16 protein-coding genes are annotated in these 25,027 nt (G+C 34.7%); 2 read left to right on the top strand and 14 right to left on the bottom strand.

The genetic code is table 11. From position 1 onward, the window contains the following. The first annotated feature begins 220 nt into the window (after positions 1–220). Together RH81_RS16430 and RH81_RS16435 are read left to right on the top strand one after the other, a co-directional pair. A complete protein-coding gene (locus tag RH81_RS16430; RefSeq protein WP_052172472.1) occupies positions 221–5,233 on the top strand; it encodes a reprolysin-like metallopeptidase in 5,013 nt (1,670 codons plus the stop codon). Positions 5,234–5,476: 243 nt separating this feature from the next. Continuing rightward, positions 5,477–10,702: an immunoglobulin-like domain-containing protein gene (locus RH81_RS16435; RefSeq protein ID WP_081988251.1), complete on the top strand. Its 5,226-nt coding sequence runs from the start codon at positions 5,477–5,479 to the stop codon at positions 10,700–10,702. Between the two features lie 158 nt (positions 10,703–10,860). On the opposite strand, the gene RH81_RS08300 is transcribed toward RH81_RS16435, so the two are convergent. The 14 genes from RH81_RS08300 to hemA form a co-directional block, all read right to left on the bottom strand. Further along, positions 10,861–11,574, bottom strand: coding sequence for a 3'-5' exonuclease (locus tag RH81_RS08300; RefSeq protein WP_033959666.1), 714 nt, complete (start codon positions 11,572–11,574; stop codon positions 10,861–10,863). Positions 11,575–11,578: 4 nt separating this feature from the next. Next, positions 11,579–11,938, bottom strand: a complete 360-nt coding sequence (locus RH81_RS08305; RefSeq protein WP_033959667.1) for a hypothetical protein — start codon at positions 11,936–11,938, stop codon at positions 11,579–11,581. Next, positions 11,935–14,349, bottom strand: a complete 2,415-nt coding sequence (locus RH81_RS08310; RefSeq protein WP_033959668.1) for a penicillin acylase family protein — start codon at positions 14,347–14,349, stop codon at positions 11,935–11,937. Before RH81_RS08310 ends, RH81_RS08305 begins: the two co-directional genes overlap by 4 nt. Before the next feature lie 81 nt (positions 14,350–14,430). Continuing rightward, positions 14,431–15,576 (bottom strand): serine hydrolase domain-containing protein, encoded by a 1,146-nt coding sequence (locus RH81_RS08315; protein WP_033959669.1) that lies wholly within the window; start codon positions 15,574–15,576, stop codon positions 14,431–14,433. An 11-nt stretch (positions 15,577–15,587) separates the two neighbouring features. Next, positions 15,588–16,028: a DUF4442 domain-containing protein gene (locus tag RH81_RS08320; RefSeq protein ID WP_241478971.1), complete on the bottom strand. Its 441-nt coding sequence runs from the start codon at positions 16,026–16,028 to the stop codon at positions 15,588–15,590. A gap of 80 nt (positions 16,029–16,108) precedes the next feature. Then, positions 16,109–16,582, bottom strand: coding sequence for a methylated-DNA--[protein]-cysteine S-methyltransferase (locus RH81_RS08325; RefSeq protein WP_033959672.1), 474 nt, complete (start codon positions 16,580–16,582; stop codon positions 16,109–16,111). Between the two features lie 2 nt (positions 16,583–16,584). Next, the gene (locus RH81_RS08330; RefSeq protein ID WP_033959673.1) at positions 16,585–17,709 is read right to left on the bottom strand and encodes a CNNM domain-containing protein; all 1,125 of its coding nucleotides are present in this window, start codon (positions 17,707–17,709) and stop codon (positions 16,585–16,587) included. A 24-nt stretch (positions 17,710–17,733) separates the two neighbouring features. Next, positions 17,734–18,723, bottom strand: coding sequence for a porphobilinogen synthase (gene hemB, locus RH81_RS08335; RefSeq protein ID WP_033959674.1), 990 nt, complete (start codon positions 18,721–18,723; stop codon positions 17,734–17,736). A 28-nt stretch (positions 18,724–18,751) separates the two neighbouring features. Further along, entirely contained in the window at positions 18,752–19,660 is a 909-nt protein-coding gene (hemF, locus tag RH81_RS08340) for an oxygen-dependent coproporphyrinogen oxidase (protein WP_033959675.1), read from the bottom strand. 3 nt (positions 19,661–19,663) lie between these two features. Further along, a complete protein-coding gene (locus RH81_RS08345; RefSeq protein ID WP_033959677.1) occupies positions 19,664–20,200 on the bottom strand; it encodes a GNAT family N-acetyltransferase in 537 nt (178 codons plus the stop codon). Beyond that, positions 20,197–20,967 carry an EI24 domain-containing protein gene (locus tag RH81_RS08350; protein WP_033959678.1) on the bottom strand — a complete coding sequence of 257 codons (771 nt, stop codon included), beginning with the start codon at positions 20,965–20,967 and terminating at the stop codon, positions 20,197–20,199. The genes RH81_RS08345 and RH81_RS08350 overlap by 4 nt, the downstream gene beginning before the upstream one ends. Before the next feature lie 114 nt (positions 20,968–21,081). Further along, positions 21,082–22,107, bottom strand: a complete 1,026-nt coding sequence (hemE, locus tag RH81_RS08355; RefSeq protein WP_033959679.1) for a uroporphyrinogen decarboxylase — start codon at positions 22,105–22,107, stop codon at positions 21,082–21,084. A gap of 1 nt (position 22,108) precedes the next feature. Continuing rightward, complete coding sequence (hemC, locus tag RH81_RS08360; RefSeq protein ID WP_033959680.1) at positions 22,109–23,683, bottom strand: hydroxymethylbilane synthase; 1,575 nt, start codon at positions 23,681–23,683, stop codon at positions 22,109–22,111. Further along, the gene (gene hemA / locus RH81_RS08365; RefSeq protein WP_033959681.1) at positions 23,676–24,938 is read right to left on the bottom strand and encodes a glutamyl-tRNA reductase; all 1,263 of its coding nucleotides are present in this window, start codon (positions 24,936–24,938) and stop codon (positions 23,676–23,678) included. The genes hemC and hemA overlap by 8 nt, the downstream gene beginning before the upstream one ends. Positions 24,939–25,027 lie beyond the last annotated feature (89 nt).

Here is a 25,027-nt window from a genome sequence, read left to right on the forward strand (position 1 = left end):
TTAATCTGGGCTCTTTTTTATTAAGAAGATAAGAGACCTCATTATCCTTATCATTTATAAGCTCACAAACCAAAAACCCCAGATATATTAATTCGCTAATTATTAGGTAGTTGTGTTTTGTGCGTTTGCGTTTTGACGATTTTTAATGCATGTTACGGATTAAAAAGCTCTCAAATGTGATATATTTGCAAACATTAACTCCCTAAAGGTTTTTGAAATTATGAAAATTAAATTACTCCTACTCATCTTTTTGATGAGCACAAGTTTTGCAATGGCTCAAAATAAAGGACTTTGGCAAAAACAATCAATTAACAACAATCTTAGAGTAAAGCCAGGTAAACTAGATCTTCCAAGATCACAAACGTTTTCTTTAAATACCGATGGTTTAAGACAAGCTTTAGAACAATCAGCACAAATTGGTAAATCATCTAATTTGATTCTATCATTTCCTAATGCAGATGGTGTATTTGAGCGTTTTAGAGTTTTTGAAGCGTCTATAATGCATCCAGAATTGGCAGCCAGATATCCAGATATAAAATCATATGCAGGTCAGGGAATTGACGACCCTACTGCAATAATAAGATTTAGTATATCCCACTTAGGATTTCAAAGTATTAGTCTTTCGGCAAATCGACCAGCAGTATTTATAGAAGCTTTAACAAATGATACCAGTGTATATGCTGTGTTTTCTAGAGAACAGAAAATCAACATGAATGACGACTTTGAGTGTTCAGTATCAGCGAGTATGAACAGCACTTTAAATTCAGATAATGACATGGCAATGCGAAATGCCGATGATGGTATTTTAAGAACATATCGTATAGCAGTGTCTGCGACTGGAGAATATACAGCTTATCATGGCGGTACTGTTGCAGATGCTTTAGCAGCAATCAACCAAACCATGACAAGAGTTAATGGGATCTTTGAAGTTGATTTCAATGTTACAATGACATTAATTGCTAATACTGATGATGTGATATACACAGATGGAACTTCCGATCCATATACTGGAAATCTCAATAGTCAATTACAAGCTACTTTAACTGCAGAAATTGGTGAAGCCAATTACGATATAGGCCATTTATTTGGAACAGGTGGAAATAGCGGAAATGCAGGTTGTATAGGTTGTGTTTGCGTTGATGGACAAAAAGGTAGTGGATGGACAACAGCTGTAGTGCCAGAAGGAGAATTTTTCGATGTTGATTATGTTTCTCACGAAATAGGACACCAATTTGGAGCAAATCACACTTGGACTCATGCAGGAAGTGAAGGTTCTGGAGTACAAGCAGAACCAGGAAGTGGAACGACCATTATGAGTTATGCAGGAATTACAGGTGCTGCTACTGATGTGGCGAATAATGTACATCCTAATTTTCATTCTTTGTCTATTGAACAAGTTACAGATTATATAAAGACTACAAATTGTCAAACTGATTTCCCTACAGGCAACGCTGTTCCTGTTGTAAATGCAGGTTCAGATTATACAATACCTAACGGAACAGCATTCGAATTAGATGGATCAGCAACTGACGCTGATACAGCAGCGGGTGCATTAACCTATAGTTGGGAACAAATAGATGATAATGGAAATTTATCAACATTTCCAAGCCCAACGAAAACAGGAGGTGTTGCTTTTAGAGCTTATGAACCTGTTACTGAAACGAATCGGTATTTTCCTAGACTAGAAACAATTAAAACAGGAGCTACATCTTGGCAATGGGAAGCTGTACCTGATATTGGTAGAACCCTTAATTTTAGACTTACTGTTAGAGATAATGTTGTCGGAGGAGGAACTAATAGTAGTGCAGATATGGTAGTTACCGTAAATGGTACTGCTGGACCTTTTGTGGTCAATTCTCCAAACACAAATGTAACCTGGAATGCAGATGCTTTTGCAACAATAACTTGGGATGAAGCTGGTACAACAGGAAATGGAATTAATGCAGCAAATGTTGATATTTTCCTATCAACAGATGGTGGAGATACATATCCAATAACCTTAGCTACTGGAGTTACAAATGATGGTTCACATGATATTGTAGTGCCAAACAATCAAGGTAATCAAAATAGAGTCATGGTAAGAGGAGAGAATAATATCTTCTTCGACATTTCAGATACCGATTTTACTATTGGAGCACCAATTACGTGTACAGCTACAGTACCTGCTAATTTTGCAAGTTCTAATGTTGGAGCGACTACAGCAACCTTATCTTGGGATGCTATCGCATCTGTAGTTTTTGACATCCAATATAGAGAAGTTGGATCTGGTACTTGGCTAGATGCTTCTACTAGTAATGCAACTTTTGATTTAATGGGATTATCACCAGAAACAGATTATGAGGCACAAATAAGAAGCCGTTGTCCAGACAACTCAACTTCTGCCTACTCTGGAATAATTACGTTTACTACAACAGTGTTACCACCTTGTTCCGGAACTCAAATAGTATCTTATCCTTATTTAGAAACTTTTGATAGTGGATTAGGAGATTGGAATCAAGGATCTGGAGATGCTGGTGATTGGATTTTAAACTCAGGTACGACTCCTTCTGGAAGTACTGGACCTTCAGATGATATTACAGTTGGTGGAAACTACTTATTTCTTGAAGCTTCTTCAAACGGATCTCCTGGAGAAATAGGAGCTAATGCAGCGGCTGTTTTTGAAAGCCCATGTTTTGATTTAAATGGTCTTACAGATGCTACCTTATCATTCTACTATCATTTATATGGAGCTGATACTGGTTCTCTTGAAGTGGAAATTTCAAACGATGATGGTACTATCTGGACAAGTATTTTTGCAATAGCCGGAGATCAAGGTGATGTCTGGAACATTCAGAATATTGATTTAGTTTCATACCTCAATCAAAATGTTAAACTAAGGATTACTGGAACAACAGGAAACGGTTTCGCGAGTGATATGGCTATAGATCATATTGGAATTGGAGCTCCAATCCCAGATACAGAAGCTCCTGTAATTACTTTAAATGGTGCTTCTACAATCGATTTAATAATGGGATCAACATACACAGAACCGGGTGCGTCTGCTACCGATAATGAGGATGGCGATCTAACTTCAAGTATTGTCGTTGGTGGAGATACTGTTGACCCAAATAGTTTAGGTGTTTATTTTGTGACCTTTAATGTAAGTGATGCTGCTGGAAATGATGCTATTGAAGTTACACGAACTGTAAATGTAGTTGAAGCAACCTACTGTGAATCTTCTGGAGATACATCTTTTCAAACCGGAGTGACTCGAGTGATTTTTGGAACAATTGATAATGCAGATGGTTCTCCAAAAGATGTAGGTTATGAAGATTTTACAAATATTAGCACAGATATTTTTCAAGGGACAAACGTAGACCTCACTGTTCATGTAGATACAGATGGAGACTATACGGTTAATGCATTTGTATGGATTGATTGGAATCAAGATAGCGACTTTGATGATCCTGGAGAAGAGTATGATTTAGGAGATGTAACTGATGTACCAGATGGAGCTTTACCTACCTTACCTATTACCATTCCTGAAAGTATGATTTTTGGTAATACAAGAATGAGAGTATCTGCACAGTACAATGTGGATCCAACGTCTTGTCTAACAAATTTTGATGGTGAAGTAGAAGATTACACGGTTAATGTCAAATATGATGGTTTATTATTTTCTGGAGGTACTTGGGATCCAAGTGCGCCTGACGGAACTACAACGGCCGATAATGTATTAATATTGGATGGTCTGTATAATGTGAATACAACTGACATTAGTATAAATGATTTAACTGTAAATTCAGGTGCTTCAATTGATATTGATCAAGCAAACAATATTACCGTTGGAGGAGATATCGATGTTATGAATAACGGAAACCTTGTATTAAATTCTAGTTCAACAATATTTTCAAGTTTATTAGTTGATGGCACAGTAACAGGAGATGTTAAATATAATCGACATGTCACTGATAATGCTGGAGGGAATGATTTAATTTCTCCACCAGTAAGCGGTGAAGCCTTTACAAGCTTTATCTCTAATAACTCAAATGTATTTGCTAACACAGGTGAAACTTTATATTTGTTTGGACCTTTTGAGAAACCATTAAATGATTATGGATTGTTTTCTAATGTTGAAGCTGTAAATCTCGAAGTTGCAAAAGGCTATCGAGCAGCATCTACCGATGACGGGACTTTTACTTTTGAAGGTTCAGTTACTAATACAGCATTAAGTATCCCTATCGTGAGTTCAGGTACAGAATATGCAAAATGGAATTTAGTCGGTAACCCATATACATCTTATATTAAAGTAGAAGATTTCTTATTGGCAAACCTAACCGAATTAGATCCTAATACTGTAGCAGTATATGGTTATGATGCAGACATAACATTTGGAACCGAATGGACGATTTGGAATATGGCCTATTCAGATAATAATCCTGGTAGTTTAATAGCGCCTGGACAAGGGTTCTTTGTGTCGTCTAAAGTTGGTGGTTCAAACGTCATCTTTAATCCTTCAATGAGAACTATTGGGACTTCAGACGATTTTATAGCCGGAAGAAATTCAAACTTGGCTCATTTTGTAATCACAATGAGTAGACCAGATAAAACCTATAATACAGATATATATTTTGAGAATAATGCTTCTTTAGGCCTTGATATTGGTTATGACGCCGAATTATATGCAGAAGAACCTTCATCTTTTTCAATTTATTCTGAACTAACTGAAGGTGGTGAAGATTTAAACATGGCAATTCAAACTATTGGATTCAATGATGTAAACGGAAGCACTTTAATTCCTATAGGTATTAATCTTTTACAAGGTCAGCAAGTAAGTATAAGTATGGACACTACAGACTTAGAATATAATGTGTATTTTGAAGACACGCTTACAAATACAGTTACATTATTGAACACATCAGATTATAATTTAACTGCAGAAACAAACTTATTAGGTACAGGACGTTTTTATCTGAGATTTGAGACTGAGACGTTATCTGTTGTAGAAGCTGGCCTTAATAATATTCAAATTTATAATAATTCTGATTTTAAAGAGATTATTGTAAATGGACAATTGACAGAAGACACATCGTTTGTTCTGTATGATATACAAGGAAGAGAAATTATAAGAACAGACTTGAATATTGATAGCGCTATTAATGTTATAGATTCTTCTAATTATTCAAAAGGAGTTTATTTAGTTCAACTTACCAATACTAAAGGTACAATTAGTAAAAAGCTAATTATTAGGTAAACCTAAATCACATATAATTACAAGAGCTCAGGTTTTAATCTGGGCTCTTTTTTATAGAGCATAAAACGGTTTTGTGATTAATTATTGATTGTAGTATTTTTCTTTTAAATACATGCGGAAAAACCGTATATTTTTGATTTTTGATGCAAACTTATTAACATTTTGGTAATTTCTTTGTGAAAAATCCTATTTTCATTATCGAATTTTTTCGCTATTAAATTAATCCTTTAATCCTTCTAAATAATGAAAATTAAATTACTCCTACTCGTCTTTTTGATGAGCACAAGTTTTGCAATGTCTCAAGGTAAAGCACTTTGGCAAAAACAACCAATTGACAACAATCTTAGAGTAAAACCAAGTAAACAAGATCTTCCAAGATCACAAACCTTCTCTTTAAACACTGAAGGTTTAAGGCAAGCTTTAGAAAAGACTCCCAAAAGAGGAGATTTATCCAAATCATCTAATGTGGTTTTATCATTTCCGAATGCTAATGGCGAATTCGAACGCTTTAGAGTTTTTGAAGCTTCAGTAATGGATACTGAATTAGCTGCGAGATACCCTGAAATTAAATCATATGCTGGTCAAGGAATAGATGATCCTACAGCAATTATAAGATTTAGTGTAACACCTTTAGGTTTTCAAAGTATTAGATTTTCGGCTAATAAACCTGCTTCTTTTATTGAAGCTGTGACTGAAGACGCTTCTGTCTATTCAGTATTTACTAGAGCAAATAAACTAAATGTAAATAATGATTTTGAATGCTCTGTAACAGAAAGTATGAATAGATCCATGAATTCTGATAGCGGCATGTCTATGAGGAATGCAGATGATAGTATCCTGAGAACATACAGATTAGTGGTTTCTGCTACAGGAGAATACACCAATTACCATGGAGGCACAAAAGCATTAGCATTGGCTGCAATTGTTCAAACGATGACTCGTGTAAACGGGATTTTTGAAACCGATTTCAACGTGACTATGATATTGATTAATAATACAGATGATGTTATTTTCACGAACTCTGGAAGTGACCCATATACAACTACAGGATCTTATAACGGACAACTTCAATCAGAACTTACAAGTACAATTGGAGAGGCAAACTATGATGTTGGACACTTATTTGCTAATCTACAAAACAATGGTAATGCTGGATGTATTGGATGCGTGTGTGTAAATAATCAAAAAGGTAGTGGGTGGACTTCTGCAACAGTGCCTACAGGAGAATTCTTTGACGTAGATTATGTAGCACATGAAATGGGCCATCAATTTGGCGCTAATCATACATGGACACATGGTGGTAATGAAGGAACTAATGTTCAAATGGAACCAGGAAGTGGAACTACTATTATGAGTTATGCTGGAATTACAGGAGCTACAGATGTTGAGCCTAACGTACATCCTAATTTCCATGCAGCTTCAATAGAACAAGTAACAGATTATGTTAAAAGTACAAGTTGCCAAACGAATACAAATACTGGGAACGCTGTTCCTTCAGTAAACGCAGGTTCTAATTATACAATTCCAAATGGAACTGCTTTTGTTTTAGACGGGTCAGCAACTGATGCCGATACAGCAGCTGGCGCATTGACTTATAGTTGGGAACAGATGGATGAAAATAATGCATCCTCTACATATCCAAGTACAACTGCAACAACAGGTGTTGCTTTTAGAGCTTATGAACCAACGACATCTACAAGTCGTTATTTTCCAAGACTTTCAACTATAAAAACTGGTGCAACATCATGGCAATGGGAAGCTGTTCCTAATGTTGCTAGATCGCTTAATTTTAGATTAACCGTTAGAGATAATGTTGCAGGAGGAGGAACAAATAGTAGTGATGATATGGTTGTTACTGTAAATGGTACAGCTGGACCATTCGTTCTTAATTCACCGAATACAAATGTGACTTGGGATGCTGGTACTACACAAACTGTCACATGGAATGTTGCTGGTACTACAGGAAATGGAGTTAATGCTGCAAATGTTGATATTTTTCTTTCAACTGATGGAGGTGATACCTATTCAGTATCGTTGGCCTCTGGAGTGACAAATGATGGTTCACATGATATTGTTGTACCAAACAGTCAAGGAAATCAAAATAGAGTAATGGTTCGAGGAGCTAATAATATTTTCTTTGATATTTCAAATACAAACTTTACAATTGGAGCTCCAGTTGTTTGTAATGCTGACGTACCAACTGGTTTAGGAGCATCTAATGTGTCTACAACTTCAGCAACTATAAGTTGGACCGCTGTTCCTGGCGCAAGCTACGATTTAAGATATCGTGAAGTTGGAGCATCTACTTGGATAACTACGGCAGTTAATGGAATTTCTTTAAATGCTACAGGTCTAACTGCTTTAACTCAGTATGAAGCTCAAGTAAGAAGTAAATGTTCTGGTGGAAGTAATTCAGTTTATAGTAGTTCAGTAAACTTTACAACTACTGATGTACAGTTAAATTATTGCGCTTCAGCAAGTACAAATATTAACGATGAATATATAGGTCGTGTTCAATTAAATACGATTGATAACGCATCAGGTGGTCAGTTTTATACAGATTTTACAAGTATATCAACAACATTAACAATAGATACTCAATATACAATAACAGTAACACCAACTTGGACTGGAACAGTTTATAGCGAAGGGTATGCTGTTTGGATAGATTATAATAGAGATGGTGATTTTGGAGATGCTGGAGAACTTGTTTGGTCTCAAGCTGCAACGCAATCAACTCCTGTAAGTGGTAGTTTTACAATTCCATCAGGTGCTGTTGAGAATTCTACAAGAATGAGAGTTTCTATGAAGTATAATGGTATACCAACAGAATGTGAAACTTTTCAGTATGGTGAAGTTGAAGATTATACAGTTGTTATTGAAGGCAACGGACCAGATACTGAAGCTCCAGTAATTTCATTGAATGGTGCTTCAACATTAAATTTAAATGTTGGCGAAACCTATTCAGAATTGGGAGCAACTGCTACAGATAATATAGATGGTAATCTTACGTCAAGTATAATAATTGGTGGAGACACAGTCAATACAAGCTTAGGAGGCACTTATGTGGTCACTTATAATGTAAGTGATGCTGCAGGTAATGCCGCTTCTGAAGTGATTAGAACTGTAAATGTGATTCCTGATACAACAGCTCCTGTGATTACAATTATTGGGTCTGCAAATATTAGTTTAGAACTTGGTGATTCTTATTCTGATCAAGGCGCAACAGCCTCAGACAATATTGATGGTGATTTAACAAGTAGTATTAATGTTGGTGGAGATACAGTAGATACTAATGTGGTTGGATTATACACAATTACTTACAATGTGAGTGATGCTGCTGGAAATGCTGCTACTCAAGTAACAAGAACGGTTACTGTAAATCCTGATACAACAGCTCCTGTTATTACCTTGAATGGAGCCTCAACAATTAACTTAAATATTGGAGATTCTTATATTGAACAAGGTGCAACTGCTACAGATAATTTAGATGGAAATTTAACATCTAGTATAGTTACTACTGGAGCAGTTAATACTACAATTGCAGGTACATATTTTGTGAATTATAACGTAAGTGATTCGTCTGGAAATGCAGCAACTCAAGTAACAAGAACAATAAATGTAGCTGAAGATATAACACCACCAGTAATAGTATTGGTTGGAGCTTCAACGATAAACTTAAATGTTGGAGACACTTATTCAGAACAAGGAGCAACTGCAACAGATAATATAGATGGAAACTTAACATCTAGTATAGTTACTTCAGGAACAGTTAATACAGCTTCTGCAGGCACATATTTTGTAAATTATAATGTAAGTGATTCATCTGGAAATGCAGCTGCTCAAGTGACACGAACAGTAAATGTAGCTGCAGATACAACACCACCAGTTATTGTATTGGTTGGAGCATCTACAATAAACTTATTAGTAGGAGATACGTATAGCGAACAAGGTGCGACTGCTTCGGATAACATAGATGGCAATCTTACTTCGAGTATTGTTACAACAGGTTCTGTAAACACCAGTTTGGCTGGAACGTATTTTGTGAACTATAACGTAAGTGATGCAGCAGGAAATGCAGCTGCTCAAGTAACAAGAACAGTAAATGTTTCTGACCCTTCAACTGGATGTTCAGGAGGAATTACATCTTACCCTTATTCCGAAGGATTTGAAGGCTCATTTGGAGCTTGGTCACAATCAACTGCTGATGATATAGATTGGGCAGTTAATTCTGGAACAACACCATCTTCTGGAACTGGACCTTCTTCAGCAAATCAAGGTTCTAGTTATATTTATGTCGAAGCATCGGGTAATGGAACAGGATATCCTGATAAAAGAGCAATTTTAACTTCACCTTGTTTTGATTTAAGTGCAGTTTCAACACCAACATTTAGTTTCGATTATCATATGTTTGGTGCAGCAAATATGGGATCTATTGATCTTGAATTATCTGATGATGATGGTGCTTCTTGGACAAGTATTTGGAATCAAACAGGAAATCAAGGAGACCAATGGAATACAATTGAATTAGATTTTTCTGCTTATGCAGGAAGTAATGTTCAATTAAGGTTTAACCGTTTTGTAGGAAACACATGGCAAGCAGATATAGCTATTGATAATATCAATTTATTAGAACCTGTGGCACCAACTTGTAATGATGGTATTCAAAATGGAGATGAAACAGGCGTAGATTGTGGAGGCTCTTCTTGTTCACCTTGTTCTACAAGTGACGTAGTTTTAAATAAAGGATATTTTGAAACTGGCTGGGACGGCTGGGTAGATGGAGGAAGTGATTCTTTTAGATATACTGGTACTAGATCTTATGAAGGAAGTTACTCAATACGACTAAGAGATAATACAAGTTCATCAGTGATGACATTATCTAATATTGATGTTACACCTTACTCACAAGTGGTAGTAGATTTCTATTTCTATGTGTTTAGTATGGAAAGCGGTGAAGATTTCTGGTTACAATTTTATGATGGTTCTAGCTATATTACAGCTGCAACCTGGGTAGCAGGATCAGGAATAGAAAATAGTAATTTCTATAACGCAACCATTACACTTACACCTTCTGAATATAATTTTGCGGTGAATTCTGGATTTAGATTTAGAAATGATGCCTCTGGAAATCAAGATTATATTCATATAGATCAAGTGACTATTACAGGAACTAATTCGAGTCGAGGAGAGATTAACAATTTAGCAATTGTCGGTAGTTTGAATGAAGCAGAAATCTCTGAAATGGATTTACGAATTCATCCAAACCCTGTTAAAGGAGATATTCTAAATGTGGAATTATCTGAAGGCGGTAAATTTGAATATGTGATTAAAAACATGTTAGGTCAAATAATAACGAAAGGCAACTCTACTGGTCAAATTAAAGTGAGCAGTTTAGAGGCTGGAATGTATTTTATTGAAGTAAATGATGGTGATGAAATCTTAACTAAAAAGTTTATTAGAAACTAATTAAGATACAATTATTAAAAAGAGAAAGCCCAGATGTAATGTCTGGGCTTTTTTTATTTGAGCAAATTTCTAGTAATGCTAGAAAACAGGCTTTCACTGCTCAATCTTTTTTTTAAAAAAAAGGATTTCAAACAAACCATTCAATCCTTTTTGCGGTCTTAAATATGAACAATCTCATTATCATGAAGTAATTCGTCACCTCGCAATCGTAAAAAGATTTGAGCCACAGCAATGGTGTCTTTCTCGCAATAGGTAACGATTCTATCTATATCATTTTCTTTATAATACACCGCAAATACTTCGCTGCCATCAATGTCATCCTTAGGAGAAGGAATCCCTAAAACGTTCGTCAATAATTTTAAAGACGTATAGGTTTTGTAATCACCAAATTTCCATAATTCTAATGTGTCAAGATGAGGTACTTCCCAAGGCTTTTTTCCGAATAAATTTAATTTATAAGGCAATTCAATGTTGTTAATGATCATTCGTCTTGCAATATATGGGAAGTCAAATTCTTTACCATTATGCGCGCAAAGCAAATGCTTTGTTTGACTAAAATGTGAGATTAAAAGGTTTTTGAAATCTTTCAATATTTTAATTTCATCACCATAGAAGGAAGTCACTCTAAATGTTCTTAAATCTCCTTGGTAGGTGAAATATCCCACTGAAATACAAACTACTTTTCCAAACTCTGCCCAAATACCAGCACGATCATAAAATTCTTCTGCTGTATAATCATCTCGTCTTTGATATTGCGATTTTGACTCCCAAAGTTGTTGTTTGGTGTCGTCTAAATCAGAATAACTCTCTGTTTCAGGAACAGTTTCAATATCTAAAAACAATATATGCTCTAAGTTGAGTTTAGATATCATTTTATTAGGCTTTAGGTTTTAATAAAGAAGCACATTGTTTTCCGAAAATCGCTGCGATACCTGCTGCTAATCCACCAACAATTCCTGTTACCAATATGAGTAGGTAAGGATTACCTTGAAGCGGTAATAAGACAGCAATTTTTTTAGATAGTGTAAAATCGTTAGCGTTAGTTAACCAAAAGGCATAAACCATCCAAAACACTGCAATAGCTAAAAAAGGAACAAAAAATACTGCACTCCTTTTTAAACTCAATAAAACTGCAGTTATAAAACTCGCAAGCATAACTGACCACCAAGGTAAAATTTGAGATAGGAGTAAAGCTATAATAATCGTGGCAATAAAATTTATAAGGTTCTTCTTCATTGTTTTGGAGTTAATTTTTGAGTAGATGTAACACCTTCAGTTGTGTTTTGGTCTTGCATAAATAATAAATCATAATAGTTTCCTGCGGCCCAATCATCTATAAAATTATCGTAGTAGACACTTCCAGGATTTCCAGATTGACCACCAGGATAAATTCCATAGGCTTTAGGAGGAGAAGACATTTCAACAATCATTCGCCATGAAGGACCATGATTAACATCTGAGGCATTTACAGTATTTCGGTCACCTCCAACAGGAATATCAAACCTTGAAAAGGCAGGTAATGCTTGTAATAAATGACCAACATATGCGCCTTTATAGTTTTTCCATTCGTAGTCTCCATTTTCAGTTTTCCATTCATTTAGTTCCTTGGATGCAGCCTTAAATGAGAGACTAAATAAATCAATAGCTGTTTCTTTTTCAGGCGTCTCTACAATATCCATAAATGGATCATTAGGATGGTTCTTCAGCATATAAATCGTTTGGTATATAAAAGGGGTTTTAAGTGCTTCGTCTTCTACATTAAATTCATCCCAAGTCATTCTATACAAATGTTTAATCCATGTAGACCAAATACTTGGTCCAACATTATCAATACTGTTATTAAAATTCCAATGTCTAACATGGTTAAGAAGTAGTTGCTCGTTTTCTGTTAGTGCTGGTGTTTCCATTTTTTCAAGCATAAAAGGAACGAGTTCTTTCGCTTTTAGATTGAAGTTATTGTTTTGAAGGTTTTTGAAATCTTGAATATTAACAGTCTCTCTCGCTCTGAAATAATCATTAATCACTCGATTTCTATAGGTTCCATAACCATCATTAAATACATAAAACGGATATGATTCATCAACTGGATGTTGGTTGGCAGATCCCACAAAACCACGTTCTGGGTTTTTAATATGTGCATTGAATTCTTTTGGAATAAAACTTTGCCAGTCGTGTTCTGGATTACTTCCATCGAGTAGAAACTTTCCTTGACCTTCCCACTTATTAGGAAACTGACCTTGAACCCAGAGCGCAATATCACCTTTAGTAGAAGCAAAAGCAAAATTTTGAGCTGGTGCTACATGATTTGAAATTGCATTTAAATAATCATCATAGTTTTTCCCTTTATTTAGATTTAAAAACAACTTAGTAAAGTTATGTCCAGTATGTCCAGCCCATTTCATCGCATACCCTTTTTTCTCGTCATTACTTTTAAATGTGTGATCATAACTCACTGGTCCATGATGTGTGTATATTACAGAATCGATATAAGTTTTCTTATCCCTTATTTTAATTTCTTCTATTCGTACCGACGTTTTTTTCCAAGCATTATCGTATTTATAAGCCTTTCTAGTTTTATCTTGAAATTCAATTTTATACCAATCTTTTACATCTCTTGTAGCATTTGTAACTCCCCAAGAAATATCATTATTAAATCCAATAATGATTCCTAATGCGCCAGGAAGTGTCGCGCCAAACACATTTTGATTTGGAGATGATAATTGCATCACAAACCAAATAGATGGTAATTTTAAACCTAAATGTGGGTCATTGGCTAAAATGGCATTACCAGAATATGATTTTTGTGGAGCAACAGCCCAATTGTTACTTCCATTATTTGGATGCGGTTTCTCCATAGTTTCTGAAATGGAATCTAATGGTAATTCTCCAAGAGGTGTTTCGGTCATTTCGACATCTATAAAACTCCAATCTTTTTCACTTGGTATTACAGGATCATTGACATCAAAAAAGTCTGGAAATAATAAATCAAAACGCTCTTTTCCAAATTTACGAAGCATATTAGTGTACTCTAGATCAGAGTCTCTTCCACAAAGCATATCTGTCATATACATTAACAAATTCATGGTTTTATCAATACTCCAAGCTTCTGGTTGATAGCCTAATAATTTATACTCAACAGGATAGTTTTCTGGTTGAAGTTGACTTATATAAGCATTCACGCCGTCGCTGTAAGCTTCAAGATATTTCAGCGCTTCTGGATCATTTTTTATAACTTCTAAGCTGTTTTCAGCACCAAAAAGCATTCCTTTTCTACGTTGTGCTCTGTCAAAATTCAAACCTTTTTCTCCAATAATTTCTGAAATCCGTCCAGCTGCAGCAAAAGTTTGAAATTCCATTTGCCATAAACGATGTTTGGCTGTAATATAGCCTTGAGCTTTGTATAGGTCATAATCGTTTTTCGCAAATACATGAGGAATAAGTTGAGCATCGTAATGTACAGTAACTTCATCTTCCAGACCGTTAATGGAAACAATACCATTGGTAGAATCATCTGTTTCGTTTTGCCAAATACCTTCAGATGGTGCTAAAAACTTTCCTAAAGGAGGAAGACTACCAAGTTTTGTATTCAAAACATAAAATATAGCCATCATAGCTAAAAGGGATGTAATGAGCTTAATGTATTTCATAAGTGTATAAGTATACAGCATTAAATATATAGAATATATTCTATAATACTAAATGATTGATAATATTAATTTAGATAAATGCTATTTGTTTAGCATTTCGTAAGCTTCTTCAATATAAATAGAAATGTCGTCAGTATAGGTTTCTAATGGGTTACCTGGCCCTTTAGAATGGCCTAATCTAACAATAATAATATTATCATTAGGCTCAACCATTACGTATTGACCTAGATGTCCTTGCATCATAAAAAAATCTTTCCCTAGATGTTCTTTTAACCACCAACCATATCCATATTCTGGACTTTGAGGAAAACGAGGTACTACAGATTTAGCTACAAATGCAGAATCTAAAATTTGTTGACCATTCCATTTTCCATGATCTTTATATAGTTTTCCAAAACGTGCAAAGTCTTTTGCGCTGCTTCCAATACAACAAAATGCTTTAGCCAGTCTATTATCTTCATCATCTAATTGCCATAAAGCATTATCTGAAGAGCCAAGAGGTTTCCAGAAACTCTCAGATAGATAATTTGATAATGTTCTGTCAGTAGCTTTTTCAATAATCATTCCTAATAATTGTGTGCTTCCACTTAAGTATTCAAATTCAACACTAGGTGTTTTGATTACCTTTTGATTTAAAATTGTTTCGGCCAAATCATCATCGTAATTAGCTCTAGCTGTAACAGAAAAAGGGCTAGTATAATGCTCAACCCAGTCTAAACCAGAAGCCATGGATGCTAAATCGCCAACAGTAGTTTTTGCATAACTGTACTCTGGATAAAAGTCACTTATAGGTTGATCTAAACTTTTAATATGACCGTCCATAATCGCTTTACCTAATAAACCTGAAACATAACTTTTTGCCATAGAAAACGAATTTGTTTTCGAGTTTTCGTCAAAGCCATCATAATATTCTTCAAACCAAATGCTATCATTTTTTATGATTACAAAGGCAACGGTTCCCCAGTTTTCATTTGCTCTTTTTAAGATTCCCGTAGCTTCAACCGAATTATAATCTTTGTGATTTGACCAAACATCTGTTTTATCTCCTTTCTCGATGATATCGTTTTCAAAATAAGGGAAATCGTCAATAAAGGCTGTATTATGACCTGTGAAATAGACGACACGAACGCCTCTTAAGATATAACCATAATCAAAAACATACATTATAAGGACTAATACTCCAATTATGATAAGTGTTCGCTTGAGGAATTTTTTTAAAAATTTCATGAAAATGCAAGTTATTTATTCGCTCGACGTTGTTTTAATTTTTGTTTGTAAAACCCTTTGTCAGCGATATAAAGTGTTTTATTAAAAGTAGCAATTTTATTTTGTTTGGCATCAACAAGATGCATGGTTTTGATAATATCAATTTCATTTTTATCTGCCACTCCTTGTTTGATGTTTTCTATTTCTTCAGCTGTGAAAATGAACTCACCAAAAACTCTACTTTTTGCAGGTTTTTTATATCGTGCTTCAACCGATTTATCCCAAATGACATAATTATCACCAAGAATTTGAATGAGCTGTATCATGTAGATTGGATCTGTAGCAGATAACATGCTTCCTGCAAATATTGAACCTGCATAATTTCGATTTTTCCAATTGAGATTTATAGTAATAACCACTTTGTGTAAATCGTCACTTACTTCAATAATTTTGGCAGTTGTTCTCCTATACATTGGCGACCAATTAAACCCATATTTGTAAATGATTGCCGGTTTAAAAAAGCGATTTAAAAATTTGGAAGCTACTTTGTACATTAAAAAAGAGTTTGTTGTTTGTACGGACTTTCATGTTCTAACAACCATTGTTTTCTATATAATCCACCACCATATCCAGTTAAACTTCCGTCACTTCCAATAACGCGATGACAAGGAATAATAATCCATAATGGATTTTTACCATTAGCATTAGCAACTGCTCTAATGGCTTTTATGTCACCAAGCTGTCTAGAAAGTTCTAGGTAAGAAAATGTTTTTCCGAAAGGAATTTGCTGTAATTGCTTCCATACTTTATTTTGAAAGGTAGTCCCTTGTGGATTTAAAATGAGGTCAAATTCAGTTCGAGTACCTTCAAAATATTCTTTAAGTTGTGTGACACAATCTTCTAGTTCCACAGGGATAATGTCTGTTTCTTTTTCTTCTGAATTTAGAATAGTTACTTCACAAACACCTTCTTCGTCACCAACAATTTTGGTATAACCTAAAGGCGATTTTATAATGCAGTTTTCCAATGTTATTCGTTCTCTTCTGATGGTTTATCTTCAAGGATACCTAATTTTTTTGCTCTGGTTTCCCAGCTTTTTCTAGCCATTTGCTGAAGGTCAGATACATTATCACTTTCGTCCATAATTTCTAGACCTAAAAGTGTTTCAATAACATCTTCCATTGTGACTAAACCGCTTACCGATCCATATTCATCTACAACTAAAGCCATATGATTTCTGCTTTCTACTAACTTTTCAAAAAGCCTAGGAATTGGCAATTCTCGAGACACTACAATGATATGTCTTTTTAATTCTGAAAGCTTTTTAGAGCCGTTATCCAATGCCATTTCTTTAAAGACTTCATCTTTTAAAACCAATCCTTTTATGTTATCCGCATCATCAGCATAGATAGGAATTCTCGAAAATCGAAGATTCATATTTTTATTAAAAAAATCTTCAACAGTTGTTTTCTCATCTACAGATTTCATAACTGTTCTAGGTGTCATGACATCTTTTGCAAACACGTCTTTAAAAGTCAAAAGGTTTTTAATAATTTTACTTTCATTCTCTTGAAAGACACCTTCTTCATGTGCCATATCTGCCATGACTAAAAAACCTTCTCTGCTTAAAACACTTCCATGACCTTTACCACCAATAAGTTTTGTGGTAAGTTGTAATAGCCAAAGTATTCCAGTCCATTTTAAAGGAAAAATTAAAACATGTAATGCTTTAGTAGTGAAATTAGCAAGTTGTTTCCAATAGGTTGCGCCAATGGTTTTAGGTATAATTTCTGAAGCCACAAGTATTAGAATGGTCATGATGGTAGATACAACTCCCACCATAACATCTTCTGTAAATTTAATGCCTAAAATACTTCTTGTTGTCGAACCGTATAATTCTGTATAAGCCACTTTTGCTTGTACACCAACTAAAATTGCACCTACTGTGTGCGCAATTGTATTTAAAGTAAGAATAGCAATTAAAGGACGATCAACATCCTTCTTAAGGACCTCTAAGTCTTCAGCATATGTTTTCCCTTCATTCTTTTTTAAGTTAATAAAAGTAGGTGTAACACTTAGAAGTACGGCTTCTAAAATGGAACATAAAAAGGAAAAGAAAATGGAAATGATAGCGTAAAAAACAAGTAAACCCATTAAAACTATTTTAGTTGCTGCAATTTACGATAATAATTTCACTACATCCTTAGCAAAATAAGAGGCTATGATGTCTGCTCCAGCACGTTTGATTGCTATAATTTGCTCTAGCATCACAGCATCGTGGTCTAACCACCCTTTTTCGGCAGCAGCTTTTAGCATTGCATATTCTCCTGATACTTGATAAACCGCTACAGGAACATCGACTTCGTTTTTAATTTCTCGAACTATATCTAAGTAACACAATCCAGGTTTTACCATTACGATATCAGCGCCTTCATCAATATCCATTTCGGTTTCTTTAAGGGCTTCAAAACGATTAGCAAAATCCATTTGGTATGTTTTTTTGTCTTTTGGAATATTTGCGATATCTGCAGGAGCAGAATCTAAGGCATCACGAAATGGACCATAAAAAGCAGAAGCATATTTTGCTGAATAACTCATAATACCAGTATCAGTATATCCATCATCTTCTAAAGCTTCACGAATAGAAAGAATACGTCCATCCATCATATCGCTAGGTGCTACAAAATCGGCTCCAGCTTCTGCATGAGATAGACTCATTTCTGCCAAAACATCGATAGTATCGTCATTTATTATTTTTCCGTCTGAAATAATGCCATCATGACCATAAGATGAATATGGGTCAAGAGCAACATCTGTCATTACTAGCATTCCAGGACATACATTTTTTACGGTTTTAATCGCACGTTGCATCAAACCGTTTGGGTTAAGAGCTTCAGTACCTTTATTATCTTTTAGATTGTCAGGTACCTTCACAAATAATAAAACCGATTTCAAACCTAGTTTCCATAGCTCTTTGACCTCATGTTCTAACAAATCTAAGCTGAAACGATAGTAATTGGGCATTGAAGCAATTTCTTGCTTGATGCCTTTTCCTTCCACAACAAAAAGTGGAACAAGGAAATCATTAGGTGTAATTATCGTTTCTCGAACTAAACCTCTAATAGCGTCGTTAGTTCTTAATCTTCGGTTTCTTCTTAATGGATACATATTTAAAACTGTTTAAATATTAATTAGTTTATGCGTTAACCCAATCTAATGGGCTTTTCAATACGTTTAATAATCTTTCTTCTTCGCTTCCAGCTTCTGGATGATGGTCGTAAACCCATTGTACATGTGGTGGTAAACTCATCAATATGCTTTCAATTCTTCCGTTGGTTTTTAATCCGAAAAGCGTGCCTTTATCATGAACCAAGTTAAATTCGACATAACGACCTCGTCTTATTTCTTGCCAATCTCGTTGTGCTTTAGTGAACTCAATATTTTTTCGATTTTCTACAATTGGAACATAGGCTTCAAGGAAACTATTACCAACTTCGGTAACAAAGTCATACCAATTTTGCATGCTCATGTCTTCAGTCTTCTTACAATAATCAAAGAATAAACCACCTATACCACGACCTTCATTTCTGTGTGTATTGTAAAAATACTCATCACAACGCGCTTTGTATTTTGGATAAAATTCTGGATTATGTTTGTCACAAGCTGTTTTACAGGTTTGGTGAAAATGTTTAGCGTCATCTTCAAACAAATAGTATGGCGTAAGATCTTGTCCACCACCAAACCATTGGTCAACGATATTCCCATCTTGGTCATACATTTCAAAATAGCGCCAATTTGCATGAACTGTTGGCACCATTGGATTTTTAGGATGAAGAACGAGACTTAATCCACAGGCAAAGAAATTTGCATCCTCAACTCCGAAGTATTTTTGCATACTCTCTGGTAACTTTCCGTGAACTCCAGAAACATTCACGCCACCTTTTTCAAATACGCTCCCATTTTCAATCACTCGTGTTCTTCCACCTCCACCTTCAGGACGTTTCCAAATATCTTCTTGAAACATAGCTTTACCATCTATAGTTTCTAATTTAGAAGTAATGGTGTCCTGTAATTCGTGTATGTAATTGAAAAATTTTTCTTTCAAAATTTAAGTCTTATATGATTCGTATAACTCCATATCTAAAGGTTGTTCACCGATAGGTGTGAATCCGTTTTTTAACGTGTTTTGCCATTCAAAACTATTATTTAAAGCGACTTTAACACTAGGCAAATTGTCTTTATGAACGATGATTTGAAGTCGTTCTAATCCTAAGGTTTCAAATGCATATGTTGAAAGCTTTTCTATTGCCTTAGTCATGACGCCTTTTCCATTGCAATTGTAATCTATAGCATAGGCAAACTCGCCTTGTTTTATTGTCCAATCTAGTTCTTTAATAATTATTAACCCGACAAGTTTTCGTGTCTCTATTTGTTTTAAAGTGAACACGAACATTTCTTTATTTCGAAACTCTTTCACGCGTTTCTCTACATAGATTTGTGATAAGGTCGGATTTAAATTTTGTTCTAGCGTCTTCGGAAAATAACGTTTTAAACGATCAGCATTTGTAATTACAAAGTCGCAAATTTTCCATGCATCACCTTCATTTATAGGGTTGATTTCGAAACCATTAAATTCTGCAATCATGGCACTAAAATTTTGGATTCTAATAGGCGGTTTTCTTCTTTTAGAAGATTAACCGTTTTTAATGAAGCTGCAGTCACACTCAATGGTAAAACTAAAATAACGCCTATAATAGGAATAAATAAAAATAAGATAAATACAATTCCGTTTCCAATTGCCACGCCTTTATGTTTCCTTACAAACTGAACACTTTCACGATATTTAAAATGACGTTCTAATGTATAATCCATATTTCCAAAACCAGCATAATATGCTTGAACAAGGAATAGTAAAACTGTTGAAAAAATGTTTACAATAGGAATGAACTTTAATAATAGAATAGGAATGGTAAAAAGGAGTTCCTTAACCAAGTTTCTCATATTAATTCTAATACCTCGCCATAACTGTTCCTGGAAGGTTGTATTTCTATAATTATGTCTTTTAATTCCTGTTAAATAGACTTCAATTTTTTCTGAAACAGGACTCATGAATGGCGCAGATAATGCCATTATGATGTGTTTGTATAGAATTAAGCCAATAACTAAAACAAAAATGGCTCCTATGAAAGTAGAGATTGCTGTAAAGGTTTCTTTACCGAAATCCCAAATCCAAGCCTTAGCAATGAATTCACCAATATTATCTGAAAGGATGTAAGCTGAAAAACCAATAATGGTAGCTGTAATTACACTAATGACTATAGGAATGTAAAAGAACTTCCAAAGATTTAATTTTGAAATCAATGTTAAAGCGCCTGAATACGCTTGTATACCTTTTAATATATTCTTAATCATAGAACTAAAGTAACAATTGTATCTCAATTTTGCGTTAGTGATGGAGCAATTGTTGAAGCTCATCTCTGATGGCGACTTGCAAGAGCACGACCACAAGTGGTATCGCCCAACTTTTTAAGCCTTATATTCTTTTACAGCATCAATAAATGCTTTTGCATTGTCTAATGGAATATTTGGTAGAATTCCATGACCTAAATTTACAATATATCTATCTTTCCCAAATTCGTTAATCATTTGGTGAACCATTTTTTTAATTTCGGAAGGCGGAGAAAACAATCGTGTTGGATCAAAATTACCTTGTAAAGTAATATTTCCACCAGTCAAGTATCTTGCATTTCTTGCAGAACATGTCCAGTCAATACCTAAAGCAGAAGCTCCAGATTTTGCCATATCACCTAAAGCAAACCAACACCCTTTCCCAAAAGCAATTACAGGAGCATCATCTTTTACAGCATCAATAATTTGCTGAATATATTGCCAAGAAAATTCTTGATAATCTACAGGCGATAACATGCCTCCCCAAGAATCAAAGACTTGAACAGCATTACATCCTGCTTTTACTTTTTCTTTTAAATAAGCAATAGTTGTGTCTGTGATTTTTTGTAATAATTGATGAGCAGCTATTGGGTTTGTGAAACAAAACTCTTTTGCTTTATCAAAGTTTTTACTGCCTTGTCCTTGCACACAATAACATAAAATTGTCCAAGGTGAACCAGCAAATCCTATTAACGGAATTTCATCGTTAAGCTTTTCTTTGGTCGCTTTAATAGCTTCATATACATAGTTCAATGCTTCTTTTACATCAGGAACAATAACATTATCGACATCTTTTTGTGTACGAACAGGATTTGGTAGATAAGGACCAAAATTAGGCTTCATTTCTACCTCAATATTCATGGCTTGAGGAATCACTAGAATATCACTAAACAAAATTGCAGCATCCATGCCATAACGACGAATTGGTTGTACTGTAATTTCACTTGCTAATTCTGGTGTTTGGCATCGTGTAAAGAAATCATATTTAGCCTTGATCTCCATGAATTCTGGAAGATAACGTCCAGCTTGACGCATCATCCATACAGGTGGACGATCAACTGTTTCTCCTTTTAATGCTCTTAAAAATAAATCGTTCTTTATCATGTTAAACGTAATGTTCGTTTACTAATTCTATGACACTTTCTACCGTTGGGATTTTTGCAATTCTTATGTCTTCAAAGTGTTTACTTGCTTCTTTAGCTGTTGTTTCTCCAATACAGAATGCAATAACATCATCGTCATTTTCTTGCTTATAACTTTGTACTGTTGACGGACTGTAAAACATAACACTTTTAATAGTGTCATTAATTTTTATTGGATCGTATTTGGTTTCATAAGCCGTAATTTCATTAACCTCAATATTATTTTCATTTAAAATCGTAGGCAATTCATCTAATCGAATATCACTACAGAAATAAGTAACTTCGGTTCCTTCAATGTAATCGACTAAATATTCGGCTAAGGCTTTTGAGTTATTTTCAGTATGTTTTACTTTACCAATTTTGCGTTCTACAAAACGTTTAGTTCGTCTACCAACACAATAGATGTTCTCAAATTGCAACTCTTGTGGTGCAAAGTTCATTAGTAAAGCTTCAACTGCATTTTTGCTGGTAATAATAACATTTCTTGGCAAAGGACGTAAGATCTTTGGAGCCATTCGGTTTAGGTTAATCTTTATGAAATCTGAGCTTTCCGAAACCACATCGTCATGAAACAACTGTTTTTGATCATCGGTTAAGGATTTTGTCGAATAGACGTTAACTCCTTGCGACGATTTTTTGATATTGTCCATTAAACGTTTTCCACCACGTTCTATAATATAATCAGCGCAAAACTGAGCTAATCCTTCATGCTCTCCTAGAGCAACTGTGCGTTGAACTTCAATTTTTTTGCTTCCATCAAGACTTAATAAAACACCTTGTAAGTGTACTTCTTCATCTTTTACAAATGCTAAACCACCAATAGGAGCAGAACATCCACCTTCTAAAAGATTTAAGAATTTACGCTCAATCGATGTTGCGATTTCACTTTCTTTATGATTAATTACAGCACAAATAGCTAGCGTTTCTTCATCATTTTCTAATGCAGAAATCATAACAGCTCCTTGAGCAGGAGCAGGAATCATCCATTCTAGATTAAAACTTTCGTCAGGTCTAATATCTAGTCTGCCCAAACCAGCAGCTGCGAAAATTGCACCATTCCAATCATTATCTTCTAACTTTTGCAAACGTGAATTTACATTACCGCGTAAACCAACTATTGTGTGTGTTGGATATCGGTTTAACCACTGTGCTCTTCTTCGTAAACTACCAGTTGCAATAATTGCATCTCGTTCAGATAGAAACTCTTCGTTGTTTTTAAATACCAAGCAATCCCTTACGTTTCCACGTTTTATTACAGCAGCTTGTACAATTCCTTTTGGAAGTAATGTTGGTACATCTTTTAAGGAATGAACAGCAATATCTATTTCTTCATTAAGTAATGCAATATCCAGTGTTTTAGTAAAAACACCAGTAATACCTAATTCGTAAATTGGCTTGTCAAGCACAATATCTCCAGTTGATCTAACAGGGACTAATTGTGTTTTATGACCTAAATGTTCAAGTTGACTTTGTACGGTTTTGGCTTGCCATAGTGCTAATTCACTATCACGAGTTCCAATTCTTATAATTTTAGACATTGTCTGTAGTTGCTTCTAGTTGAAACACTTTTTTTATGAGTTCAAGGCTGTCATCTGTAGATACATCATCGCCTTTTAAATGATGCGCAAAGTGATTTGTTATTTTCTGAATAATATTATTGCTAATGACTTCAGCCTGCATTTCATTAAAGTCAGTCATTTTCTTACGTTGCGTATTTAATTCTGCCGAAGCAAAATCTGTAAGTTTATGTTTTAAGGCTTTTATTGTAGGTGCAAATTTTCGTGTTGCTAACCAAGCATTAAACTCAGACTTTACATCTTCAATAATAGCTTCAGCAACGGGAATATGTTCTTTTCTGCGCTCTAAAGTTTCATCAGTAATTTGTGATAAATCATCTAAGTGAACTAAGGTCACGTTATCCAAATCGGTTACGTTTCCGTTAACGTTTTTTGGTATAGATAAATCTAAAATCAACAATGGTTTTGTTGTTTGTATGCAATGCTTATCTACTGTTGGGTTTTGAGCTCCTGTTGCAACTATTAAAATATCTGATATATTAATTTCTTCCTGAAGATTAGCATAGTCTTTCACCACGAGGTTGAACTTTCCAGCAACGGCTTCAGCCTTTGTCTTGGTTCTATTGATTAGAGTGATATGTTCGTTCTTGGTATGTTTAACTAGGTTTTCGCAAGTATTTCTTCCAATTTTCCCTGTTCCGAAAAGTAAAATGTTTTTTTCTGAAACAACATCAATTTCATTCATAATGTATTGAACCGAAGCAAAAGAGACAGATGTTGCGCCAGATGAAATATCCGTTTCAGTTTTTATACGCTTAGAAGCTTGTATAACTGCATTTACCAATCGCTCTAAAAATGGATTGAGTAACTCATACTTTTTAGACAATCTTGCACTAATTTTTAACTGACTAATTATCTCGAAATCACCTAAGATTTGACTATCTAATCCAGAACCTACTTTGAAAATATGAGAGATAGCATCTCTGTTTTTATAAACGTATGCTACTTTTTGAAATTCTTCAACTGTTCCTTTTGTATTATCACAAAGCAATTGGATCAATTGAAAAGGATGTTGTGCAAATCCGTAAATTTCAGTTCTATTACAAGTTGAAGTCACAATAAGACTCTCAATTCCATTTTGTTTGGCTTGCTCTAATACAGCAAGTTTGGAATTCTCATCTAAACTAAAATGACCACGCACTTCTGCATCAGCTTTTTTATAGCTGAGGCCAATTGCATAAAATGTTGTGCCTCTCGACATGTTGTAGTGCTCCATACCTGATTTGGATAATACCAAAGCAAAAATATAAAGCTTGTAAGATAAAAAACAACGCTAGAGGAACTTTTAGTATCGTTTGTGGTTTT

The sequence above is a fragment of the Psychroserpens jangbogonensis genome, from assembly GCF_000797465.1.
In the GTDB taxonomy this organism is placed as follows: domain Bacteria; phylum Bacteroidota; class Bacteroidia; order Flavobacteriales; family Flavobacteriaceae; genus Psychroserpens; species Psychroserpens jangbogonensis.